The following is a 23,703-nucleotide window of genomic DNA, read 5'->3' as shown; positions in this document are numbered from 1 at the left end:
TGCTCGGGTCTAGCGTGATATCCAGGAAAACTCGAGGAAGAGGTCTCACCCGTGAAAAAGCTCATCAACGACCCAGAGAACGTGCTTGCCGATTCCCTCGTGGGGGTCGAGGCGGCGCATCCGGAACTGCGGGTCGACCATGTCAACCGCATCATCTATCGCGGCGAGCCGACGAAACCGGGCAAAGTCGCCCTGATCTCGGGCGGCGGATCCGGGCACGAACCGCTGCACGGCGGATTCGTCGGGTTCGGGATGCTGGATGCGGCGTGTGCCGGAGAAGTGTTCACCAGCCCCACCCCCGACCAGATGCAGGAAGCGACGAAGGTGGCGGATGCCGGGGCGGGCGTGCTGCACATCGTGAAGAACTACACGGGTGACGTCATGAACTTCGAGATGGCGGCGGAACTGGCCGAGGCGGATGCCGGGGTCAAGGTCGAGACGGTGGTCACCAACGATGATGTCGCCGTAGAGGACTCCACCTGGACCGCCGGCCGACGCGGAGTCGGAGTGACGGTGCTGTTGGAGAAGATCGTCGGCGCGGCCGCCGAGGCCGGGGCCGACCTCACCGCCGTCGGAGCGCTCGCTCGCAAGGTGAATGCGCAGGGGCGTTCCATGGGAATGGCGCTGACGAGCTGCACAGTGCCCGCGGCGGGAAAGCCGACCTTCGAGATCCCCGACGACATGATGGAGATGGGCGTGGGCATCCACGGCGAGCCGGGCCGGCATCGCGTGCCGCTCGCACCCGCGGCATCCATCGCCCAGCAGCTGGTGGAGCCCATCCTCCACGACTTCGACTTCACCGACGGACCCTCGATCGTCATGCTCAACGGCATGGGCGGATCTCCCCTCATCGAGCTCTACCTGATGTACGGAGAGGTGAAGAAGATCCTCGAGAAGTCGGGGATCACCGTGGCCCGCAGCCTCGTGGGCAACTACATCACCTCGCTCGACATGGCGGGATGCTCGGTCACGATCCTGAAGGCGGATGACGAGATCCTCAGATTCTGGGACGCACCGGTGAACACCGCCGGCCTGCGCTGGGGGGTCTGAACGCCATGGCGGGTGGCACTGTGACCATCGACCAGCTGGTGCGCTGGCTGAGTCGTTTCGACGCGCTCATGGCGGAGAACCGCAGCTATCTCACGGAGCTGGACTCGGCGATCGGTGATGCCGATCACGGGTCGAACATGGCTCGGGGCATGACCGCGGTGATGGAGAAGATCGGTGCCACCCCGTCGACCGCCGTCGACGAACTGTTCAAGCAGGTCGGCATGACCCTCGTCACTTCCGTCGGCGGGGCAAGCGGTCCGCTCTACGGCACCTTCTTCCTGCGCTTCGGATCTACCGCCGGACCGGTGGCGGAGCTGGATGCCGGTGCTCTTGCGGCATCCCTGCGGGCCGGCCTCGGCGGTATCCTCGCGCGCGGCAAGGCGGAGCTGGGAGACAAGACGATGTTCGATGCCATGTCGCCCGCGGTGGATGCGCTCGATGCCGAAATCGCCGCGGGAGCCGACATCGCCACCGCGACCGCGGGCGCGGCGGCGGCCGCAGTGGCGGGGCGGGATGCCACAGAGCCCCTCGTCGCCCGAAAGGGCCGGGCGAGCTACCTGGGTGATCGCAGCGCCGGTCATCTCGATCCGGGCGCGACGTCCACCGCGTTCCTGTTCCAGGCGCTCGCCGAAGCAGTCGCGTGATCGGAGTGGTGGTGGTGTCCCACAGCCCCGCCCTCGCGCATGCCGCCGTGGATCTCGCCCTGCAGATGGTGCCGGGCGAGAAACCGGCGATCGCGATCGCCGCCGGAGCGGGCGAGGGACTGATCGGAACGGATGCCACGGCGGTCTCTGCAGCGATCGACGAGGTGGCCTCGCCCGATGGGGTGCTCGTGATCATGGACCTCGGCTCGGCGGTGATGAGCGCGGAGATGGCGCTCGACTTCCGTTCGTCCGAGGCGGAGGTGCGTCTATCGAGTGCGCCATTCGTCGAGGGGATCCTCGCCGCGGTCGTCACAGCGGCCGGGGGAGCGAGCCTCGACGATGTCGACCGGGAGGCGCGCGGCGCACTCGAGCCGAAGATCTCGATGCTGGGTGACGCCCCCGCCCCGGAAGCCCCTGTCCCAGAAGTCACGACCTCGGGCGCCACAGCATCCGGTGCGGAAACCGCACCAGCCGGGCTTTCCGCCGAGCTCACGATCGTCAATCCCGACGGGCTGCACGCCCGGCCGGCTGCGACGCTGGTGTCGACCCTCGCCGGGTTCGACGCGAAACTCACCGTGGTGAATACGCGCTCCGGTACGGGCCCGGTGGCGGCCAATAGCCTCATCGGCCTGCTGTCGCTCGGGGCGAAGTCCGGCGACGTGTTGACGGTGGCCGCATCCGGAGCCCAGGCGGCGGAGGCGCTCGCGCGGGTGACCGAGCTCGTGACGGAGGGATTCGGCGAGGTCTGAGGAGGTGAAGCTCAGCGGCAATCGCGTTTGCGCCACGACGGATCGGCGGACCGGCGGATCGCGAGGCCGCCGGTAGGCTCACCTCCGGTATGAATCGTCCGCTCACCGCCCTCTTCTCCGCGCTGGAAGCGCTACTCGTTGCCGCCATCGGGGTCGCGATCCCGCTCGTGCCGCTCACGGTGCTGTGGGCCTTCCAGTACGGACTCCAAGTCGATTTCATCGTGTTCTGGCGCACCGCGGTCGACCTCTGGCTGCTCGGTTCCGGCGTGGACATCCAGCTCACCCTCGACCCGGTGATGGCCTCCGGGCTGGGATTCGATGGTGCGGGAACCCCGTTCATCGTCACCATCGCCCCGCTGGGGTTCGCGCTCGTGACCGTGCTGCTCGGGGTGCGCGCCGGCCGTCGCATCGGTGAGACCCCTCATCGACTGTTGGGGATGGCGGTGTCCGTCGCCGCTTTCGCCGTGATCTCGCTCGGGCTCACGCTCAGCGTGCTCCTGCCCGCCGCGCGACCCTCCATCTGGCAGGGAACGCTGCTGCCGACTCTCGTCTTCGCCCTCGGGATCGTGATCGGCTCCGAGATTCTGCGCCCGCCCACTGCCGCCGCAGACGTGCTCGGCGACAGCGCCCGGGGAATCGTGCGGGGCTGGCGTCCGGACGTGCGCACGATCATCGTGGCGGGGCTGCGCGGTGGCGTCGGCTCCGCGAGCGTGGTGATCGCCGCATCCGCCCTCGCCGTCGCGGTGCTGTTCCTCGCGAATTATGCGGCCATCATCTCCCTGTACGAGGGCGTGCACGCGGGTGTCCTCGGAGGCATCGCGCTCACCATCGGGCAGTTGGCAGTGCTGCCCAATCTCGTGATCTGGGGCGCCGCGTGGTTCATCGGGCCCGGCTTCGCCATGGGAACGGGCTCTTCCGTCACGCCGCTCGGCACCACGCTCGGACCCATTCCCGCCATCCCCGTGCTCGGCGCGATTCCCGCCCCGGGCGCCCTCGGGTGGGGATTCCTCGGACTCCTCGTGCCCGTGCTCGCCGGCTTCTTCGTCGCTCTCGTCGTGCGGCCGCGCCTGGCCCGCGAGCTCGGCCCCCGGGCCTCTGTGAGCTCCTTCATCGCCGCCGGACTCGCGAGTGGCGTCGTCGGCGGAATCCTCCTCGCGCTGCTCGCCTGGGCATCCGCCGGTTCTGCCGGCCCCGGGCGACTGGTGGATGTCGGGCCGTCACCATGGCTCGTCGGCGGGTTCGGCGCGCTCGAGATCGGCGTCGCCGCGGTCATCGGCCTACTGGCCGGGCGGCCGTCTCGCCGCTGAGGGCCCGCGGTCTCGATACTCGACCGACGGGCACTCCGATAGGCTCTGTGGGTGCTCTCATTGGTCGTGTTGATCTCCGGCGGAGGGTCGAACCTCCGCGCGCTTCTCGAGGCCTCCGAGGACGCCGAGTTCCCGGCCCGGGTCATCGCGGTGGGAGCGGACCGGGATGCGGACGGTTTCGAGCATGCCGAGGCCTATGGCATCCCCACCTTCGCGGCCGCACTGTCGAGCTTCGATGACCGGGAGAGCTGGGGTGATGCGCTCCTGGACCAGATCCGGGTCTGGAAGCCGGACCTCGTGATCCTCAGCGGTTTCATGAAGCTGCTGCCGCCGCGGGTGATCGCGGCTCTCAGCCCCAACCTCATCAACACGCATCCGGCCTACCTCCCCGAATTCCCGGGGGCCCATGGCGTGCGGGATGCCCTCGCCGCGGGCGTCACCGAGACCGGAGCCAGCATCATCATCGTCGACAACGGAGTGGATGCCGGACCGATCATCTCCCAGCGCCGCGTTCCCGTGCTGCCCGGCGACACCGAATCCACCCTCCACGAGCGCATCAAGCCGGTCGAACGCGAACTGCTCGTGCAGGCCGTGCTCGACATCGCCAACAGCGCCATCGACCTCCCGACCATCGCCGCACGCAAAGCAGCTTCCGAAACGGCTGCGCCAGACCTGAGGAGTGCCCCATGAGCGCACCGACCCACGACCCCTCCGACTACCGCGCGCGGGATGCCATCCCGATCGCCCGCGCCCTCATCTCCGTGAGCGACAAGACCGGTCTCCTCGAGCTTGCCGCAGCCCTCGCGGGCGCGGGGGTCGAGATCGTCTCCACCGGCTCGACCGCGAAGACGATCGCGGATGCCGGGCACCCCGTCACCGAGGTCGCGAGCGTCACCGGATTCCAGGAGACCCTCGATGGGAGGGTGAAGACCCTGCATCCCGCCATCCATGCCGGCATCCTGGCGGACCTGCGGCTCGCGAGCCATGAGGCGCAGCTCGCCGAGCTCGACATCCGGCCCTTCGAGCTCGTCGTCGTGAACCTCTACCCCTTCGTCGAGACCATCGCCTCGGGGATCGTCGGCGACGATGCGATCGAGCAGATCGACATCGGCGGACCGGCCATGGTGCGCGCGGCGGCCAAGAACCACGCCAACGTCGCGATCGTCGTGTCGCCCGACAGCTACGCCCAGGTGATCAAGTCCGTGACCCTTGGCGGCACTACTCTCGCTCAGCGACAGCGTCTCGCGGGTGAGGCTTTCGCGCACACCGCTGCGTACGACACCGCTGTGGCCGAGTTCTTCGCCGCGAACGTGGGGATCCGGGCGGAGCATCCGCGCGAGGAAGCCCACACCTTCAGCGTGACCGCGTCGCTCAAGAACGTTCTGCGCTACGGCGAGAATTCGCACCAGGACGCCTCGCTCTACGTCACCGAGCACGGCGCGGGAATCGCGCAGGCGACCCAGCTCGGCGGCAAGGAGATGTCGTACAACAACTACGTGGACGCGGATGCCGCGCTCCGCACCGCCTACGACTTCCGCGAGCCTGCCGTGGCCATCATCAAGCATGCCCAGCCCTGCGGCATCGCGGTCGCGCGTGGGGCCGGCGATCCCATCGCCTCGGCGCACCAGCGCGCCCACGACTGCGATCCGGTCTCGGCCTACGGCGGGGTGATCGCGGCGAACCGCCCCGTCAGCATAGAGATGGCCCGCACAGTGAAGGACATCTTCACCGAGGTGGTGATCGCTCCCGACTTCGACCCGGAGGCCCTCGAACTCCTGCAGACCAAGAAGAACCTCCGGCTTCTCAAGCTGCCGGAGGGCTACACGCGCGAAGCCCTCGAGTTCAAACAGATCAGCGGGGGGCTCCTGGTGCAACAGCCCGATGTCTTCGACGAATTCTCCAGCGACGGCTGGACCCTCGTCTCCGGTGAAGAGGCGGATGACGCCACCCGCGCCGACCTGGAATTCGCCTGGCGTGCGGTGCGCGCGGTCAAGTCCAACGCGATCCTGCTGGCCGATGAGGGCGCCTCGGTCGGCGTCGGTATGGGCCAGGTCAACCGCGTGGACTCCTGCCGGCTCGCGGTATCGCGAGCGGGCGATCGCGCGGCCGGATCGGTTGCGGCATCCGACGCCTTCTTCCCGTTCGCCGACGGCCTGCAGATCCTGCTCGATGCGGACGTGCGCGCGGTGGTGCAGCCCGGTGGGTCGATCCGCGACGCCGATGTGATCGAGGCAGCGAAGGCGGCCGGAGTCACCATGTACTTCACGGCCGAGCGTCACTTCTACCACTAGGGCGCTGCCCCGGCCGGGTGCCCCAGCCGTCGAACTCCGCGCTGAAGCCCGCCGCGGGGAGCAGTTCGCGTCCGCTCGGCCGGATCGCGCGAGGCGATCGGCCGGGGGAGTAGTGGGCGATTGGCGGGCCTACCCGCCAACGGTCACAATCGGCGCTGAGCTGGCCCCTCGGGAGCGCTTCGCGCCGGTTCGGCCCGCGCGGCGAGCGCCGCGCCGGCGGTGCCGCCGCCGCGGCGAGCGCCGCGCCGCCAGCGCCGGCGGTGCCGCGCCGCGCCGCCCGCGGGCGTCAGCGTCGCCCGGCCCGCGCATCCGTCACATTCGGCGCTCTGCTAGTCCCCTGAGAGCAGTTTGCGCCGGTTCGAACCGCACGGCGGCAGGCGCAGCGCTGCGGGCGGTGTCGCCCGGGCGCTCAACAGCCACATTCGGCGCTGAGCCCTGCCGCAGAGAACGCTTTGCGTCGGATGGGCCGGCGCCTTCGGCTGAGCCCGCGCCGTGGGCCGCGGGCATCGCACCGCCCCGGGCGTCAGCGTCGCCCGGCCCGCGCATCCGTCATATTCGGCTTTGAGCCATGCGGCAGAGAGCACTTCGCGTCGGGTTGGCCAGCGGGCCGCCAGCTGACCCCCCCGCCGCGGGCATCGCACCCCCCCCGGGCGTCAGCGTCGCCCGGCCCGCTCATCCGTCACATTCGGCGCTGAGCCCTGTCCCTGAGAGCACTTTGCGTCGGCTGGGCCAGCGCGCCGCCAGCTGACCCGCGCCGCCACGGGCAGAGCGCCGCCGGCTGAGCGCCGACAGGTGACCCGCGGTGGCGCCCACGACAGCCATGCCGGTCGAGTTGCGAGCGTATCGACACCACCGGAGCCAACCTCGTCTCGGTACCCACCCACCGGCCCGGCACAGCCGATCCATAGCCGACATCCCCTAGGGTCGGGACCCATGACCGTCGACAGCGCCCGCTCGCCATTTCTCCGCCGACTCACGGGCGCGATCGTCTCCGCCCTCACCGTGTCCCTGATCTCGCTCGTGGCCGTCTCCCTGCTGTTCTACGGCGGCAGCATCTCCACTCTCGGCCAGGTGCTCGACTTCTTCCTCGGCTCGACCCTCATCGTCTTCGTCGTCCTCACCGTCTTCGCTCTCGTCGGCTTCTATCGCTATTGGTACCTCAGGCTCATCGGCGGCATCGTCGCCGGTCTGGTCGGAGCCGTCGCCGGGGCGGCGATCACGGTTGCCCGAAGCGCCTCTCCCGTCACCGAAACTGTCGCAACCCAGCTCATCGGTACGAATCTCCCTTTCGTGCTTGCGGCGATCATCGGCACAGTCTCCGCGGGATATGCGGTCTGGCGACTGCTGGTGGGAAGTCAGGCGGATGCCGCCAGCCGTCGCATCGTGCTCGTTCGTGCCCCTGCAGACAGCCTCGCCGACGGGCAGGTCACCCACATAGAACGAGTGCCGGTCGACCTCGAGCTCGCCAACTCCCAGTGGGACGAATACGTCGCACTGCTCTCGAACGCCGGGTGGGACGTCGTGGAGGTGCCGGTGGCGACCGGCCAACCCGATTCCGTGTTCGTGGAGGACACCATGGTGATCTTCGGCGGCACGGCCATCATCGGCAGCCCCGGAGCCGAGTCGCGTGCCGGGGAGATCGTCGAAGCGGAGCGCGCCGTCGCGGCGCTCGGCCTCAGCATCCGCCGCATCGAGATGCCCGGCACCCTCGACGGCGGCGACGTGCTCAAGGTGGATCGCACCGTCTTCGTCGGTCGCGGCGGCCGCACGAATGCGGAGGGCATCCGCCAGCTGCGATCCCTCGTGACGCCGCTCGGCTACACGGTCGTCGCGGTGCCCGTGACCAAGGCCCTGCACCTCAAGAGCGCTGTGACGGCGCTTCCGGATGGCACGGTCATCGGCTACCCGCCCCTCGTCGACGACCCATCGGTGTTCGGCCGCTACCTCGCGGTGCCGGAAGCGGAAGGCGTGGCCGTTGTGGTGCTGGCGGATGACACGGTGCTGATGTCATCCGCAGCGCCGAAGTCCGCCGCGCTCATCGCGGACCTCGGATACCGCGTGCTCACCACCGACATCAGCGAGTTCGAGAAGCTCGAGGGCTGCGTCACCTGCCTCTCGGTGCGCGTGCGCTGAACTCCTCGGTCGTCGGTCCCCTCGGAGAGGGAATCTGCGACGAATTCGTGACAAAGGTTGTATGTGGGTAAGTAGTGGGCATATCCTGTAGGGCTGTCCGGTTGACCCCTACGAGGGGCCGAATCCTGGCCACACTGGTGAAGACACAACTGTTCCGGAGGACACCATGACCATCACATCTCTCGCAACTGCAGGCGCGACGCGTGGTGCCGTCCTTCCGTTCGTCCCCTTCATCGGCACCCGGTAACACCCGGGGCCGCCGAGTAGCTCGCCTGCCCCGCCAGCTCCACCGTCCGTCGCCCGGCCCGTACTGACGCGTCCGCACGGCATCCTCCACATCTCCCACTTCTCTTGTTTTCGGCCACCACCACATCGGTGCGAGCCATCCAATCCGCAAGGAAATCCTTTGTCTGCAGACAACCGCAAACGCTCGCTTCCGACAGCGAAGGCCCCCATAGCGAAGGCCCCGGCCGTGAGACGCCAGGGCACCTTCGCCTCGATCGTGCGCATCTATCCGTGGGCGAAGCCGGCGATGCCGCGCATCTACCTCGGCATGGTGTCCGCACTCATCGCGGCGCTCGTCGCGCTGCTCATCCCTCAGGTGCTGCGGGCCCTCGTCGACGGCCCGCTCCAAGACGGTGACTCGAGCCAGATCTGGTGGCCCGTGGCCGCCGTGCTCGGGCTCGGTGTGCTCGAAGCGGTGATGATCTGGTTCCGCCGCTGGTTCGTGCTTCAGCCCGGCACGCACGTCGAGGCGGATCTGCGCAACTCGCTCTACAAGCAGCTCCAGGACCTGCCGGTGAACTTCCACGACCGCTGGGCGAGCGGCCAGTTGCTCTCCCGCGCCGTGAGCGACCTCAACCTGGTGCGCCGGTGGATCTCCTTCGGCATCGTGCTGCTCGTCGTCAACACGATCACCATCCTCATCGGATTCGTGTTCCTGCTCTCCATCAGCTGGATCCTCGGTGTCGTCTTCGTGCTCTGCTCGATTCCGCTCTGGATCTACGGCTACCTCTTTGAACAGAAATACTCGGTGGTCGCACGCCGCAGCCAGGACCAGGCCGGCGACCTCGCGACCGCCGTCGAGGAGTCGGTGCACGGCATCCGGGTGCTCAAGGCCTTCGGCCGCGGTCCCCACGCGCTCAAGAACTTCGCCTCCCAGGCGGAGGACTTGCGCGGCACCGAAATCGAGAAGGCCAAGGCGATCGCTGGCATCTGGCTCTGGCTGCTGATGGTGCCGGACGTCACGTTCGGGCTCTGTCTTCTCGGCGGCGTCTGGCTCGCCGCTGCCGACCAGATCTCGGTCGGCCAGCTCGTCGCGTTCTTCGCCACCGCCACCGTGTTGCGCTTCCCTGTGGAGTCGATCGGCTTTCTGCTGTCGATGACCTTCGACACGCGCACCGCCGCCGATCGCTTCTTCGAGGTGATGGACGCGAAGAACACGATCGTCGACCCCGAGCACCCGAAGACGATCGCGAAACCCGAGGGGCGTCTGGTCTTCGACGACGTGCACTTCCGCTACTCCGATTCGCCGAGCCAGTACGACGACCTCCTCGACGGCATCGACCTCGAGCTCGAACCCGGGGAGACGATGGCGGTCGTAGGACTCACCGGCTCTGGCAAGTCGACTCTCACCGCGCTCACCACGCGGCTCTACGACGTGACCGGTGGGGCGATCCGGCTGGATGGCGTCGACATCCGGGACCTCGGGCGACTCGACCTTCGCACCCACATCGCCATGGCGTTCGAGGATGCCACGCTGTTCTCGGCATCCGTGCGCGACAACGTGATGCTCGGGCGTCCGGAGGGATCGGATGCCGACCTCGCCGAGGCCCTCGACATCGCGCAGGCGGACTTCGTCTACGACCTGCCCTTCGGCATCGACACGAAGGTGGGAGAGGAGGGGCTCAGCCTCTCCGGTGGCCAGCGCCAGCGGCTCGCGCTCGCGCGTGCGGTCGCGGCGCGCCCGGAGGTACTCGTGCTCGACGACCCCCTCTCCGCACTGGATGTGGACACCGAGGCACTCGTGGAGGCGGCGCTCCGTCGGGTGCTCGCCTCGACGACCGCACTCATCGTGGCGCACCGCCCGTCCACCGTCATGCTTGCCGACCGTGTCGCACTGCTCGAACGCGGCCGCATCGCCGCCGTCGGTCGGCACAGCGAACTGCTCGAATCGAGCGATCACTACAGGTTCGTCATCTCGAGCCTCGAGGATGAAGAGAAGCGCGAAGCGCAGGAGGTCACCGCATGAGCGCCGCCAACATCACCGGTGTCGAAGGCGAAGAGCGCAACGACTTCAGCAAGGCGGAGAGCCGGCAGATCCGGGACCGCTCGCTTCGCCTGCTCAACTCGCTGCTGCGCCCACTCTGGGCCCGCGTCACCCTCACGATCATCGTGGTGGTCGTGTCGACCGCCGCGCAGGTCGCCGGTCCCGCGCTGATCGCGTTCGGGATCGACACTGGCCTGCCCGCCCTGGTGAAGCACGACTGGGTGCCGCTCGGCTTCGCGGTCGGTGCCTACCTCTTCACCGGGGTGATCGGGGCCGTTCTGATCGCCTGGTACACCGTGCTCACGGCGCGCATCAGCCAGGCCATCCTGATCGATCTGCGCAAGCGCGTCTTCCTTCACACCCAGCGCCTGAGCCTCGAGTTCCACGAGAGCTACACCTCCGGCCGCATCATCGCGCGCCAGACCAGTGACCTGGATGCCATCCGCGAGCTACTCGATTCGGGCATCAACCAGCTGATCCAGGGTGGGTTGTACATGGTGTTCATCGCCGTTGCACTGTTCTCGATCGATTGGGTGAGCGGAGTCGTGCTGTTCGGTTCGCTCGTGCCTCTCGGCTTCCTGATCCGCTGGTTCCAGGTGCGCTCGCAGAAGGCGTTCCGCGAGACACGCACGGCATCCGCTCGTCTCATCGTGCAGTTCGTGGAGACGATGACCGGAATCCGGGCGGTGAAGGCGTTCCGCAAGGAGAAGCGCAACGAGACCGAGTTCGGTGAACTCGTGGAGGACTACCGCCTCGCCAACCTGCGCACCATCAAGCTCTTCGGAGTGCTCGATCCCGGTCTCGTGCTGATCGGCAACGTGGCGCTCGCCGTGGTGCTGCTCGTCGGCGGGCTTCGCGTCGCCGGCGGAGGACTCGCCATCGGTGTGCTGCTCGCGGCGCTGCTCTACACGCGGTCGTTCTTCGCGCCGGCGCAGGAGATGGCGATGTTCTACAACTCCTACCAGTCTGCGACAGCTGCGCTCGAGAAGATCTCCGGGGTGCTTGAGGAACAGCCGAGTGTGCCGGACCCGACGCGTCCGATCGACCTCTGGAAGGCGGAGGGCGAGCTGAAATTCGAGGGGGTCGAGTTCGCCTACAAGGCGGACCGGGTGATCCTCCCGCACTTCGATCTCGAGATCCCTGCCGGGCAGACCATCGCGCTCGTGGGATCGACGGGAGCGGGCAAGTCGACCCTGGCGAAGCTCATCTCCCGGTTCTACGACCCCTCGGATGGCGTCGTGTCGCTCGATGGCATCGACCTTCGCCGGCTGCACCCGAAGGACCTGCGGCGGGCGATCGTGATGGTCACCCAGGAGGCGTACCTCTTCTCGGGCTCCGTCGCCGACAACATCGCGCTCGGGAAGCCGGATGCGACGCCGGAGGAGATACGTGCCGCCGCGAAGGCGGTCGGAGCTCACGAATTCATCCAGTCGCTTCCGGATGGCTACGACACCGATGTGAACAAGCGCGGCGGTCGTGTCTCGGCCGGCCAGCGCCAGCTCATCTCGTTTGCCCGGGCGTTCCTCGCGGATCCCGTCGTGCTGATTCTCGATGAGGCTACCGCGTCGCTCGACATCCCTTCAGAACGCCTCGTTCAGGAGGGTCTGCAGACCCTGCTCGCCGACCGCACCGCGATCATCATCGCCCACCGCCTGTCGACTGTGGCGATTGCCGACCGTGTGCTCGTGATGGAACACGGCATCATCGTGGAGGATGGTGCGCCGCGCGACCTCATCGCCGGAACCGGTCGCTTCGCGAAGCTGCATGCCGCGTGGCGGGAGTCGCTGGTCTAGGGACGCGTCGCCGGGGCTGCGGCATGCCGCCCTTGGCGCTCTCGAGCGCCAAGGGCGGAGGCGGCGGGCCACGGCGTAGTCGGGGCGCCGGGGGCGCCGGGCGGGCGCGCGGGGCCGGCCCGCGTGCGCGCCGGGGCCGGGCCGCGGGGTCGCCGGGTGAATCCGCGCGCGGCGGTCACCCGTCAAGAAGTGCTCGAGCGGGCGCGCTAGAGCGCAGTTTCTGACGGTTCTGCGAGGTGGTGCACGGCGGCCGGTGGCTCAGCCCGGGCGCCTGAGCCGACCGGGCGACGGTCTCCCGTCAAGAAGTGCTCGAGCGAGCGCGCTAGAGCGCAGCTTGTGACGGTTCGGCGAGGTGGTGTGCCGGGATTGTCCGTGTCATCCGCCACAAAGAGCTCGCGCAGGCAGATTCACGGGCAGTCTGTGACGGTTCGGCAGGTCTTGGCCCCGGGCGTCGGGCGGCCGCGACGATCAGCCGTCATCCGACGGTTGAGCGAACTGAGTACAGAGCCGAGAGAGGTGGATCGATCCGCCGTCACCCAACGATGGAACGGGCACGCTGGAGCGCACTTGGTGACAGTTCGGCGAAGGGTGAGCAGAGATGCTCCGGGTCATCCGTCAGGATCGGCTCGTCTGGGTGCGGCGGAGGGCTGTTTGTGACGGTTCGGCGGAGTGCTGGGGGCGCGAACAGCGCACGGAAGGCCCGAGTCAGGGCGACCAGCGCGCTGCGGGGAGGTCGACGCGGAAGACTCCGGAGACCGACCAGGTCAACGGCGTTCCCTCGGCGCGGAAATGTTCGAGGGCCGCTGACTCGTGATCTGCCGCCGGGTGGCCGCTCGCCCGGATGACTCGCCACCACGTCACATCCGACCCGTAGTAGGCCATCGTCTGGCCGACGGCGCGGGCCGCTCGGGATCCGATGGCGGCGGCGACATCACCGTAGGTCATCACCCGCCCACTCGGGATGGCCTCGACCACCGCGAGGACGCGGGACACGAAGTCGTCGGCGGCCACGTCAGAGACGGGCGCGTCAGAGCCCCTCGCGTCGAAGTCCGCCGCATCAGAGACTGCCGCGTCGAAGCTCGCTCGATCCGAGGGTTGCCCGGCTATGGCCGATACTCCGGTGGGCGCGGCGTCGCGCGCTCCGGCTCCGGATTGCGGCCCGCGATGCCGGGGAGCACGGCCCTGGTGATGCGAAGAAACGATGCGCCGATCCCCCGGAGCAAGCGGATCACAGCCCGAGTTCGCCGATCTTCTCGCCGTATTGGGTCTCGCCGACCACGGTGAAGCCGGTGTGGAGGAAGAACTGCTCCGGACCTTCCTCGCCCTCTTCCCAGATGGCGGTGATGCGAGCGAAGCCGCGCTGGCGGGCCTCCTCTGCGAGGGCCCAGACGGCGAAACGCCCGACTCCGGTGCCCTGCGCATCGGCGGAGACCGTGACGCGCCAGATGCAGCTGCGGAATTCCTCCTGCGTGGCCTCCGGGTCGAAATTTCCCCGGATGAAGCCCACGACGGTGTCCCCGTCGAGTACCACCCGCGGCCAGGAGGTGACCGGACTGAGGTACGCATCCGCGATCGCATAAGACGGGGGAGTGACGAACTGCTCCTGCCCGCGTCGAAGCGTGAGGCTGTTGGCGGCAACGATTGTTCTCGCCGACAACTCTTCCAGTCTCAGTTCAGCCATGAGCACAGGCTAACCCCCGCCACCGATCCGGGGGTAGTCGGAGTCGCTGAGAGTCGGGAAAGTATCTTGATGTCGAGATACTTCGAGAAACCGGTAAGCTTATAGGCGGTGCGCAGAATGCCCCGTCGTGTAAGGAGAATCGCTTGTCCAAGAGCCAGGTTGAAAAGATCAAGGTCGTAGGAACTGTCGTCGAACTCGACGGCGATGAGATGACGCGAATCATCTGGCAGAAGATCAAGGACACTCTGATCCACCCCTACCTCGACATCGACCTCGAGTACTACGACCTCGGAATCGAGCACCGCGACGCGACCGACGACCAGGTCACCATCGACGCGGCCCACGCCATCCAGAAGCACGGTGTCGGAGTGAAGTGCGCGACCATCACCCCCGATGAGGCCCGCGTCGAGGAGTTCGGGTTGAAGAAGATGTGGAAGTCGCCGAACGGCACCATCCGCAACATCCTCGGCGGTGTGATCTTCCGCGAGCCGATCATCATCTCCAACATCCCGCGACTGGTTCCAGGATGGAACAAGCCGATCATCATCGGACGCCACGCGTTCGGCGACCAGTACCGTGCCACGGACTTCCGTTTTCAGGGCAAGGGAAAGCTCACCGTGGAGTTCACCCCGGAAGACGGATCCGAGCCGCTCAAGTTCGAGGTCTACGACGCCCCGGGCGATGGCGTCGCCCAGGTGCAGTACAACCTGGACGACTCGATCCGCGACTTCGCGCGCTCGAGCCTCAACTACGGCCTCACCCGCAACTACCCGGTGTACCTCTCGACCAAGAACACCATCCTCAAGGCCTACGACGGCCGCTTCAAGGACATCTTCGAGGAGGTCTTCGAGGCCGAGTTCAAGGAGAAGTTCGATGCTGCCGGTCTCACCTATGAGCACCGCCTGATCGACGACATGGTGGCCTCCGCCATGAAGTGGGAGGGCGGCTACGTCTGGGCCTGCAAGAACTACGACGGTGATGTGCAGTCCGACACCGTCGCGCAGGGCTTCGGCTCGCTCGGTCTGATGACGTCGGTGCTCTCGGTTCCGGATGGATCGGTCGTCGAGGCCGAGGCCGCGCACGGAACCGTGACGCGTCACTACCGGATGCACCAGCAGGGCAAGCCCACCTCGACCAACCCGATCGCGTCGATCTATGCCTGGACCCGCGGTCTCTCGCACCGTGCAACCCTCGACAACAACCCCGAGCTCGAGGAATTCGCCGCGACCCTCGAAGATGTCGTGATCACCTCCGTGGAGGCCGGTCACATGACGAAGGACCTCGCGCTGCTCGTCGGACCGGACCAGAAGTGGGAGACCACCGAGGAGTTCCTGGACACGCTCGACAAGAACCTCGCCGCGCGACTGGGTTAGTCCGCCTGCCTGGGCTCGCCAGGCACGTCTTCCGAACGCACGGGTGCCGCATGGCGCCCGTGCGTTCGTCGTTGCTGCGCGATTCCTCCGTCGTCACGCCAACCGCCGACGCGCCGGACGAAGTGTCCCCCGTTCACGGACGGACGGGGGACATTCCGGTAACGGAATAGTAACGAGGCACCCCCGGGACGGGGGTAGAACCCTAGGTTGAGACAATCGCGCGCAGTTCCCGACTGCCCGGCAGAGATTCACCTTCCACGAAAAGGACCTATCTGTGAGCATTCGGAAAGCACTGTCGGGCCTGGCCATCGTCGGCTTGGTCACCACCTCCCTCGTCGCCGGCACCGCGCTCAGCGCGACCGCCGCGCCCACCGGCATCGGCGGTCAACACCAGACCACTTTCACTCCCGGTCGGTACATCGTGACCCTCGCCGACCCGGCCGTGGCGACGTATCGCGGAGGGGTGAAGGGCTATGCGGCCACGAAGCCCGTCGAGGGCAAGCAGCTCAACGCCCGGGCCAAGGCCGTGCAGACCTACTCCGAATACCTCTCCAGCGAGCAGAAGGATGTCGCGGGAGCGGCGGCCGTCAAGATCGACCAGTCGTACACACTCGCGCTCAACGCCTTCTCCGCGACCCTCACGGTGAAACAGCTCGCCGCGCTCTCCTCCGACCGGAAGGTCGCGTCGCTCGCGCCGGACGAACTCAAGCACGTGACTGCGACACCGTCGACCTCGTTCCTCGGCCTCGATGGCACGGGCGGTGTGTGGGACAAGATCGGCGGTCTCGACAAGGCGGGCAAGGGCATCGTGCTCGGCGATCTCGACACCGGCATCGCCCCGGAGAACCCCTCTTTCGCCGGTTCGCCCCTCGGAACCACGGCCGGTGCGGACCCCTACCTCAACGGCACCACCACCACCTTCGCGAAGGCCGATGGGGCCACCTTCACCGGTGTCTGCCAGACCGGAGAGCAATTCACCGCGGCTGACTGCTCCACCAAGATCATCAGCGCCCGCTACTTCCTCGCCGGCTTCGGCGCCGGCAAGATCGGAACCGCAGCGACAGGCGAGTACGTCTCGCCCCGTGACGGCGACGGCCACGGATCTCACACCGCGAGCACGGCCGCAGGTGACGCCCGAGTCCCCGCGTCCGTCAGTGGCACGAGTTACGGCACGATCACCGGTGTCGCTCCGGCAGCGAAGATCGCGGTGTACAAGGTCTGCTGGTCCGGTCCCGATCCCTCGGTGACGACGGACGACGGATGCGCCACCTCCGACCTCCTCGCCGGAATCGACCAGGCGGTCGCAGACGGCGTCGACGTGATCAACTACTCGATCGGCGGCGGGGCGGCGCAGACCACGGTGTCACCGACCGACCAGGCCTTCCTCGGCGCTGCCGCCGCCGGAGTCTTCGTCTCCGCCTCGGCGGGCAACTCCGGCCCGGGCGCATCCACTCTCGATAACGCGTCTCCCTGGATCACCACGGTCGCGGCGAGCACGATCCCGAGCTACGAGGCGACAGTGACCCTCGGCGACGGAAGCAAGTTCGGCGGTGCATCCGTCTCCGTCGACCGCACCGCGGGGGTGACTCCCCTCACGGGGCCTCTCGTGACCGCGGCAAGCGTGGCACTCGCGGGTGGCACGAGCCCCAACCTCTGCTTCGCGAACTCCCTCGACCCGGCGAAGGCGGCCGGCAAGATCGTGGTCTGTGAGCGGGGGACCAACGCCCGCGTGGACAAGTCCGCCGAGGTCGCGCGTGCTGGAGGAATCGGCATGGTCCTCGTCAATGTGGTGCCGGGATCGCTCGATCTCGACCCGCACTCGGTGCCGACGGTCCATCTGGATGCGCAGTACCACGACCAGGTGCTCGCCTACGCGGCGACCGCAGGAGCCACGGCCACCTTCACCCCGGACAACACCGCCGGTGACACCCCGCCCACTCCGATCGTCGCGGGCTTCTCGTCGCGCGGCCCGGTGCTCGCCGACGGCAGCGACATCATCAAGCCCGACATCTCCGCCCCCGGGGTGGCGATCATCGCCGACGGGGCGAACGCGGCCGGCGCGGAGCCGACCTTCCAGTTCCTCTCCGGAACCTCGATGGCCGCTCCGCACATCTCCGGTCTCGGCCTGCTCTACCTCGGTGTGCACCCCACCGCGACGCCGTCGGAGATCAAATCTGCGTTGATGACCACCGCCTACGACACGAAGGACGGCGCCGGAAAGGCGGTGACCGATCCATTCACTCAGGGAGCCGGTCACGCCGACCCGACCCGGTACTTCTCGCCGGGACTCCTGTACCTCAACGGTCTCGACGACTGGTATGGCTACATCCAGGGTGCCGGCTACGATGTGGGAGTCGCCCCGATCGATCCGAGTGATCTCAACCTCGCCTCCATCGGCATCGGATCTCTCACCGGCTCACAGACCGTCACTCGCACGGTCACCTCGACCCAGGCAGGCACCTTCACCGCTGCGGTGAGCGTGCCGGGGATCGACGCGGTGGTCACCCCGTCGACCCTCAGCTTCGGTGCGGCGGGCGAGTCCAAGAGCTTCACGGTCACCTTCAGCCGCACGACCGCGCCGCTGGATGCCTTCGCGACGGGTTCCCTCACCTGGACCAGCGGCTCGACGACGGTCCGCAGTCCGATCGCGGTACAGCCCGTGACGATCGTGGCACCCGCATCCGCCAGCGGGACCGGTACTTATGGATCGGTCGACGTGACCGTCACCCCGGGCGGGGATGGAGACATCCCGCTGACGACCACCGGTCTCACCGCCGGAACGTTGCAGCCCGACCCCACCGCCGGCGGCACGCCCGGCCACTCGGGGTCGAGTGCCGAGGCTGACACCTTCGACTACACGGTCGCCGTGCCCGCCGGATCGAAATACGCCAGGTTCGATCTCGACACCACCGACAACGCTGCCGACCTCGACCTCGTGGTCTACCAGCTGGATGCCGCGGGCACTCCGGTCGCGGCCTTCCAGTCGGCGACCGGCTCGGCCGACGAGCGGGTGAACCTGCTCGCTCCGGATGCCGGAAGCTATCTCGTGGAGGTGACCGTCTACGCGGCACCCGCGCCGACCACCTTCGACCTGCGCACCTACGCAGTGTCCGACGGGGGCGCCCCGCTCACCCTCACGCCCCCGGTCCTGCCGGGGAGGCAGGGTGTGCCGGCGACCTACACGGCTGCCTGGGCGGGTCTCGCGGCCTACTCCAGCTATCTCGGGCTCGTGAATTATGGGGACACCGGTGCCTACACCGTCGTCAATGTGGTGACACAGGCGGACGTGAAGCCGGGTACGCCCCTCAACACCGCTCCGCCGGCCATCACCGGCACCCCTGAGGTCGGTCAGCGGCTCACCGTGACGCCGGGAACGTGGGATGTCGCGGGCCTTCGCTTCGCCTACCAGTGGCAGGCGAACGGGGTGGACATCCCCGGTGCGACCCGGGCGAACTATCGCGTAGCGACTGCTGACCAGGGCAAGACACTCACCGTGGTGGTCACCGCGACGAAGGGCACGCTGCCCCCGGGTACGGCCACCTCTGCCGCGGTCACGGTGAAGTTCGTCACCGCGACGAGCCTCTCCCTGAGCCGCAACGTGCTGTTCTCCTGGCAGCAGACGACGGCGACCGTGAAGCTGACATCCGGTGCCGCCACGCTGCCGGCGGGGCAGGTGGTGGTCACCGTGAACGGTCGTGCGGTCGCCACCATCCCGATCGCCGCGGGTAGCTCGGGCGTCGTGAGCTATCCATTGCCGAAGAGGGGCAGTGGCATCTACTCTGTGCGCGCGAGCTTCGTGCCGACGGCGGCCGAAACGGTCGCCGGTTCGACCAGTCCGACGAAGCGCTATCTGGTCATCTTCTAGCCGCAGTGCGAAGGGGGGTGTGTTGCGGCACCCCCCTTCGTAAGCTTTACTAACAAACATGACGCAGCCAGGCGAGACCGGGGCGGCTCGCTCGCGGGCATCCTTCCTCTCGCAGCGCAGCGCCGGCGTTTCAGGGCGCCCGCTTCGACCGAACTCCAAAGTGCTGCCGGAACATGCGCGCGGACACAACCGTGCTCTCGTGCTCCAGACGCTCTTCACGGCCGGCCAGCAGAGCCGGGCGGATGTCGCGCGCAGCACCGGGCTCACCAGGGTGACCGTGTCCGATCTGGTCACCGAGCTCATGGCGGAGGCCCTTGTTGTCGAGACCGGCCAGCGTGACGGACCCCGGCCGGGCAAGCCGGCGATCCTGCTCGACATCGATCGCGCAGCGTTTCAGATCGTGGGCATCGACCTCAGCGATTCCGAGGTCTTCCGCGGGGCCGTACTCGACCTCGGAGGCACGATCCTTCACCGGGTGGAGCTTCCGATCGCGGGAAGTGCGGGGGAGGCGGCACTTCAGCAGGTGTTCTCCCTCATCGAGGACCTGCTCGCTGTGGTGACGGCGCCCCTGCTCGGAATCGGCGTCGGATCTCCCGGCATCGTCGACCTCGCGGGGTCAGTCGTGAGCGCCCCCAACCTCCACTGGACCGGGCTGCCGTTGCAGGCCAAGCTCTCGGAGCGATTCGGAGTGCCGGTCGTGGTGACCAACGATGCCAACGCGGCGGTTCTCGCCGAGCACAGCTACGGCGACGCGCAGGGAGACCTCATGCTCGTGCGGGTCGGCCGCGGGGTCGGTGCCGGACTCCTGCTCGGGGGTACCCTGCTGCACGGCAGCAGATTCGCGGCGGGCGAGATCGGTCACGTCGTCGTCGGCACCGACGGCGGGGAGCTCTGCAGCTGCGGCAAGCACGGTTGTCTCGAGACCTGGCTCGCCGCACCCCGGCTCGAGGCGAAGCTGCGGCAGGCCGACGACGATGCGGATCCCGCGGCGCGCCGCGCCGTCATCCTGCGCGAGGCGGGCACGCGGCTGGGAATCGCGCTCGCGCCGATCGTCGGGGCCCTCAACCTCAGCGAAGTGGTGCTGAGCGGCCCCGATTCGCTGCTCGGCGGCTCCCTCACCGAGGCGACTCTCGAGACGATTCGCGGCCGAACGATGGACAGATTCCACGGGGGTCTCGCCCTGCGCCTCTCGACCCTCGGGAACGACATCGTCTTGCGCGGCGCCGCGGTCATGGTGATCTCTTCGCGACTGGGGGTGTCGTGACCTTTCGCCGCAGCCGGTCACGTTAGTAAGCTCTACTAACAAACCCCGTCCCATGATTCGAAGGGAGCACCGCGTGGCCAGTCGACCTTCCCGGGCCACGACCGCTGGAATCCTGCTTCCGGGCTTCGTCGGTCACGCTCTTCCCGACTGGCTCGCTGTCCGGCTTCGCGGCGGTCTCGCCGGCGTCTGTCTCTTCGGGCAGAACATCGTCTCTGCGGCGCAACTCAGCGAACTCACCGCCGCCATCCGTGCCGCCAATCCCCTCGCCGTGATCGCCGTGGACGAGGAGGGCGGCGACGTGACCCGCCTGCACGACCGGGTCGGCTCGCCCTATCCGGGCAACGCCATCCTCGGCCGCACCGACGACGTCGACTACACGAAGGCCATAGCGACGACCGTGGGCTGGGAGTTGCGCCGGGCCGGGTGCACGCTCGATTTCGCTCCGGATGTCGACATCAACTCCAACCCGGACAACCCGGTGATCGGTGTGCGCAGCTTCGGAACGGATCCCTCGCTGGTCGCCCGCCATAGCGCCGCCTGGGTCGCGGGACTCCAGGCCACCGGAATCGCCGGCAGCGCCAAACACTTTCCGGGACACGGCGACACCGCTCTCGACTCCCACCTGGCGCTGCCAGTGATCGATCGATCGCTCGACCAGCTCCGTGACCGTGAGCTCGCGCCCTTCGTCGCCGCGATCGCTGCGGGCGTGCGTACGATCATGACCTCGCACATCATGGTGCCTCAGCTCGATGCGCAGTCTCCCGCGACCTTTTCTCCCACGGTGCTCGGGGACCTCTTGCGGCGAGAACTCGGATTCGACGGGGTGATCGTCACCGACGCCCTCGATATGGCGGGGGCCAGCGGCGAGATCGGCATCCCCGAGGCTGCCGTGAGGGCTGTGGCCGCGGGCTGCGACCTCCTCTGCATCGGCACAGAGAACACGGCCGATCAGCTCGACGACATCGAGCAGGTACTCGCCGATGCCGTGGCGTCAGGACGGCTGGACCCCGGCCGGCTTGCCGATGCCTCCGCACGGGTGCGGCGGCTGGCTCGGGATTCCGAGGAGGAAGCCCGCCACATTCCGCTGCCGGCATATGAGGCGGATCTTCGGTTCTCGCTCGAACGGACCGCCGCCTCATTCGACACTGCGGCGTTCGACACTGCTGCTCATCGGATCGAGCCGGATCGCGCCATCGTCGTCCTGGAAACCGAGGCGAACATCGCCGTCGGCGCCTGTCCCTGGGGGCCGGTCGCGGCCGGCGCGGAGGCGATCGTGGTGCGGGACGGAGAGACACTTCACCTGCTTCCCGGTGTCCAACCGGTGATCGTCGGTCGGGGCAATCACCGCCGGGCCTGGGTGCGGAGCCTGATCGACGAGGTGCGCCGACAGCATCCGTCCACCTTCGTGGTGGAGATGGGCTGGCCGTCGGACGACCGGCGCTATGCAGATGTCGCCACCTTCGGGGCGTCCCGTCACGCGGGCCTCGCCCTGCTCCGCTGGCTGGAGAGGCGGGCCGGCGCATGAGGGTCGGAGTGGACGTCGGCGGCACGAAGACCGACGCGGTGGCCATCGACGAGACGGGTCGCATCCTGCACCAGTTGAGAGTATCCACCGGCTTCGGCGCCACCTCGGTGCTGCAGACGACAGCGGGAGTGGTCTCGTCTCTCGCGACCGCTTTGCGGGTGCCGGTCGGCAGCATCGAGTCAGTGGGAGTCGGAGTACCCGGCGCGGTCGACAGCTCGAGTGGACGCGTCTCGCACGCGGTCAATCTCGGGCTGGATGAGCTCGAACTCGGCGGCGAGCTCTCCCGCATGCTCGGGGTTGCGGTGCGGGTGGAGAACGATGTGAATGCCGCGGCTCTGGGAGCCTTCCATCTGCTCGAGCTGCCGCCGACGACATCCATGGCCTATCTCAACCTCGGTACCGGGCTCGCCGCGGGCCTCGTTCTCGAGGGTCGGCTGTGGCGCGGTGCCCGCGGTACCGCGGGCGAGATCGGGCACATCCCGGTCGACACCGAAGGTCCGGTCTGCCAGTGCGGACAACGTGGATGCCTCGAGATGGTGGCTTCCGGATCGGCGGTCTCGCGACAGTGGCCGAGCGACGCCGCGTCCCCGGTGCACGCACTCTTCGAGTCCGCGCTCGCGGGCGAGCCCCTCGCTGTCGAGGTCAGGCAACGCTTCCTGGCCAATGTGGCCTCCGCGGTGCGGATCCTCGTGTTGAGCGTCGATGTGGAGACCGTGGTGATCGGCGGCGGCATCAGTTCGCTCGGAGACCCGCTGTTGGCCGGAATCCGGGCAGCGCTCGACGGTTGGTCGGAGCACTCGCCATTCATCGCCTCGCTGCGACTCTCCGAGCGAGTGCGACTCGTGCCCGCGGGCACTCCCGTGTCGGCGGTCGGGGCCGCCTTCGTCGGGGCGCCATCGATCGGCGATGGCCCGCGGCCGACCCCGCTCGTTCGACCAGAACCGCAACAGAACAGAGAAGCAGACCAGGGAAGGGCATCGACCGATGGCTGAGATCGTGATCGTGAAAGACACCGCAGAGGCGGGCGAGTTGGCGGCCGATGCCATCCTCGCGCTCGTCGCGAGAAGAGCGGATGCCGTGCTCGGCCTCGCGACCGGATCGACTCCGCTCGGGGTCTGGCGCGCCCTCGCTGGCCGGCGGGCCGATCTCTCCCGGGCGCGCGGCTTCGCCCTCGACGAGTATGTCGGACTGCCCGACGGCCATCCGGAGAGCTATCGCGCCGTGATCACCCGGGAGGTTGTCGAACCGCTCGGGCTCGACGAATCACTCGTGGCGGTGCCCGGCCACCTCGGGCCGATCGAGACAGCGGGCGAGGACTATGAGCTCGCCATCCGGGCTGCCGGGGGAGTCGACCTGCAGGTGCTTGGCATCGGCACCGACGGGCACATCGGCTTCAATGAGCCCGGCTCGTCGTTCGAGTCGCTCACCCGTGTCAAGACACTGACACAGCAGACGCGCCGTGACAATGCCCGGTTCTTCGCCTCGGTCGACGAGGTGCCGGTCAACTGCATCACACAGGGACTCGGCACCATCCGTCGTGCCCGTCACCTGGTGCTGCTCGCCTTCGGCGAGGGCAAGGCGGCGGCGATCGCGGCGGCGGTGGAGGGTCCGGTGACAGCGAGTGCTCCCGGATCCGCGATCCAGCTGCACTCGCACGTCACGGTGATCGTCGATGAGGCCGCCGCTTCCGGCCTCGCGAACGTCGACTACTACCGCTACGCCTGGGCCAACAAGCCGGAGTGGGAGGGCCTGTAGCCCG

The 23,703-nt window shown here is 68.1% G+C and carries 17 protein-coding genes; 15 read left to right on the top strand and 2 right to left on the bottom strand.

The window, feature by feature from the left end; all coding sequences use genetic code 11:
- Nucleotides 1-51: 51 nt before the first annotated feature.
- The 9 genes from dhaK (at nt 52) to F1C58_RS13855 (ending at nt 12,236) form a co-directional block, all read left to right on the top strand.
- Entirely contained in the window at nt 52-1,050 is a 999-nt protein-coding gene (dhaK, locus tag F1C58_RS13895) for a dihydroxyacetone kinase subunit DhaK (RefSeq protein ID WP_185201654.1), read from the top strand.
- Between the two features lie 5 nt (nt 1,051-1,055).
- Nucleotides 1,056-1,694, top strand: coding sequence for a dihydroxyacetone kinase subunit DhaL (gene dhaL / locus F1C58_RS13890; protein ID WP_185201653.1), 639 nt, complete (start codon nt 1,056-1,058; stop codon nt 1,692-1,694).
- Nucleotides 1,691-2,443, top strand: a complete 753-nt coding sequence (dhaM, locus tag F1C58_RS13885; protein ID WP_185201652.1) for a dihydroxyacetone kinase phosphoryl donor subunit DhaM — start codon at nt 1,691-1,693, stop codon at nt 2,441-2,443. The genes dhaL and dhaM overlap by 4 nt, the downstream gene beginning before the upstream one ends.
- An 89-nt stretch (nt 2,444-2,532) precedes the next feature.
- Nucleotides 2,533-3,750 (top strand): DUF6350 family protein, encoded by a 1,218-nt coding sequence (locus tag F1C58_RS13880; protein WP_185201651.1) that lies wholly within the window; start codon nt 2,533-2,535, stop codon nt 3,748-3,750.
- Between the two features lie 51 nt (nt 3,751-3,801).
- Nucleotides 3,802-4,440 carry a phosphoribosylglycinamide formyltransferase gene (gene purN / locus F1C58_RS13875; protein WP_185201650.1) on the top strand — a complete coding sequence of 213 codons (639 nt, stop codon included), beginning with the start codon at nt 3,802-3,804 and terminating at the stop codon, nt 4,438-4,440.
- Nucleotides 4,437-6,041 (top strand): bifunctional phosphoribosylaminoimidazolecarboxamide formyltransferase/IMP cyclohydrolase, encoded by a 1,605-nt coding sequence (purH, locus tag F1C58_RS13870; RefSeq protein ID WP_185201649.1) that lies wholly within the window; start codon nt 4,437-4,439, stop codon nt 6,039-6,041. Before purN ends, purH begins: the two co-directional genes overlap by 4 nt.
- 933 nt (nt 6,042-6,974) lie before the next feature.
- Nucleotides 6,975-8,174, top strand: a complete 1,200-nt coding sequence (gene ddaH / locus F1C58_RS17035) for a dimethylargininase (RefSeq protein WP_185201648.1) — start codon at nt 6,975-6,977, stop codon at nt 8,172-8,174.
- Between the two features lie 532 nt (nt 8,175-8,706).
- Nucleotides 8,707-10,425: an ABC transporter ATP-binding protein gene (locus tag F1C58_RS13860; protein ID WP_185204167.1), complete on the top strand. Its 1,719-nt coding sequence runs from the start codon at nt 8,707-8,709 to the stop codon at nt 10,423-10,425.
- A complete protein-coding gene (locus F1C58_RS13855; RefSeq protein WP_185201647.1) occupies nt 10,422-12,236 on the top strand; it encodes an ABC transporter ATP-binding protein in 1,815 nt (604 codons plus the stop codon). The genes F1C58_RS13860 and F1C58_RS13855 overlap by 4 nt, the downstream gene beginning before the upstream one ends.
- A gap of 705 nt (nt 12,237-12,941) precedes the next feature.
- On the opposite strand, the gene F1C58_RS13850 is transcribed toward F1C58_RS13855, so the two are convergent.
- Complete coding sequence (locus F1C58_RS13850; RefSeq protein ID WP_185201646.1) at nt 12,942-13,247, bottom strand: MGMT family protein; 306 nt, start codon at nt 13,245-13,247, stop codon at nt 12,942-12,944.
- A gap of 217 nt (nt 13,248-13,464) precedes the next feature.
- A complete protein-coding gene (locus F1C58_RS13845) occupies nt 13,465-13,917 on the bottom strand; it encodes a GNAT family N-acetyltransferase (protein ID WP_185201645.1) in 453 nt (150 codons plus the stop codon).
- Between the two features lie 209 nt (nt 13,918-14,126).
- Between F1C58_RS13845 and F1C58_RS13840 the strand changes: the two genes are divergently transcribed.
- From F1C58_RS13840 to F1C58_RS13815, 6 genes are all read left to right on the top strand, one after another.
- Nucleotides 14,127-15,290: an NADP-dependent isocitrate dehydrogenase gene (locus F1C58_RS13840; protein WP_370543718.1), complete on the top strand. Its 1,164-nt coding sequence runs from the start codon at nt 14,127-14,129 to the stop codon at nt 15,288-15,290.
- Nucleotides 15,291-15,564: 274 nt separating this feature from the next.
- Nucleotides 15,565-19,155 (top strand): S8 family serine peptidase, encoded by a 3,591-nt coding sequence (locus F1C58_RS13835; RefSeq protein WP_255461126.1) that lies wholly within the window; start codon nt 15,565-15,567, stop codon nt 19,153-19,155.
- A gap of 58 nt (nt 19,156-19,213) precedes the next feature.
- The gene (locus F1C58_RS13830) at nt 19,214-20,419 is read left to right on the top strand and encodes an ROK family transcriptional regulator (protein WP_185201643.1); all 1,206 of its coding nucleotides are present in this window, start codon (nt 19,214-19,216) and stop codon (nt 20,417-20,419) included.
- A gap of 73 nt (nt 20,420-20,492) precedes the next feature.
- A complete protein-coding gene (gene nagZ, locus F1C58_RS13825; protein ID WP_255461125.1) occupies nt 20,493-21,944 on the top strand; it encodes a beta-N-acetylhexosaminidase in 1,452 nt (483 codons plus the stop codon).
- Nucleotides 21,941-22,936, top strand: coding sequence for an ROK family protein (locus F1C58_RS13820; protein WP_185201641.1), 996 nt, complete (start codon nt 21,941-21,943; stop codon nt 22,934-22,936). Before nagZ ends, F1C58_RS13820 begins: the two co-directional genes overlap by 4 nt.
- Nucleotides 22,929-23,699: a glucosamine-6-phosphate deaminase gene (locus tag F1C58_RS13815; protein WP_185201640.1), complete on the top strand. Its 771-nt coding sequence runs from the start codon at nt 22,929-22,931 to the stop codon at nt 23,697-23,699. Before F1C58_RS13820 ends, F1C58_RS13815 begins: the two co-directional genes overlap by 8 nt.
- The last annotated feature ends 4 nt before the right edge of the window (nt 23,700-23,703 follow it).

The organism is Glaciihabitans sp. INWT7, assembly GCF_014217685.1.
Lineage (GTDB): Bacteria > Actinomycetota > Actinomycetes > Actinomycetales > Microbacteriaceae > Lacisediminihabitans.
This window is presented reverse-complemented; position numbering and strand designations above follow the sequence as displayed.

Coding starts and splice junctions, on each gene's coding strand:
- dhaL (WP_185201653.1), top strand. CDS start 1,056: ATGGCGGGTGGCACTGTGACCATCGACCAGCTGGTGCGCTGGCTGAGT.
- F1C58_RS13880 (WP_185201651.1), top strand. CDS start 2,533: ATGAATCGTCCGCTCACCGCCCTCTTCTCCGCGCTGGAAGCGCTACTC.
- purH (WP_185201649.1), top strand. CDS start 4,437: ATGAGCGCACCGACCCACGACCCCTCCGACTACCGCGCGCGGGATGCC.
- ddaH (WP_185201648.1), top strand. CDS start 6,975: ATGACCGTCGACAGCGCCCGCTCGCCATTTCTCCGCCGACTCACGGGC.
- F1C58_RS13860 (WP_185204167.1), top strand. CDS start 8,707: ATGCCGCGCATCTACCTCGGCATGGTGTCCGCACTCATCGCGGCGCTC.
- F1C58_RS13855 (WP_185201647.1), top strand. CDS start 10,422: ATGAGCGCCGCCAACATCACCGGTGTCGAAGGCGAAGAGCGCAACGAC.
- F1C58_RS13845 (WP_185201645.1), bottom strand. CDS start 13,917: ATGGCTGAACTGAGACTGGAAGAGTTGTCGGCGAGAACAATCGTTGCC.
- F1C58_RS13840 (WP_370543718.1), top strand. CDS start 14,127: ATGACGCGAATCATCTGGCAGAAGATCAAGGACACTCTGATCCACCCC.
- F1C58_RS13830 (WP_185201643.1), top strand. CDS start 19,214: ATGACGCAGCCAGGCGAGACCGGGGCGGCTCGCTCGCGGGCATCCTTC.
- F1C58_RS13820 (WP_185201641.1), top strand. CDS start 21,941: ATGAGGGTCGGAGTGGACGTCGGCGGCACGAAGACCGACGCGGTGGCC.
- F1C58_RS13815 (WP_185201640.1), top strand. CDS start 22,929: ATGGCTGAGATCGTGATCGTGAAAGACACCGCAGAGGCGGGCGAGTTG.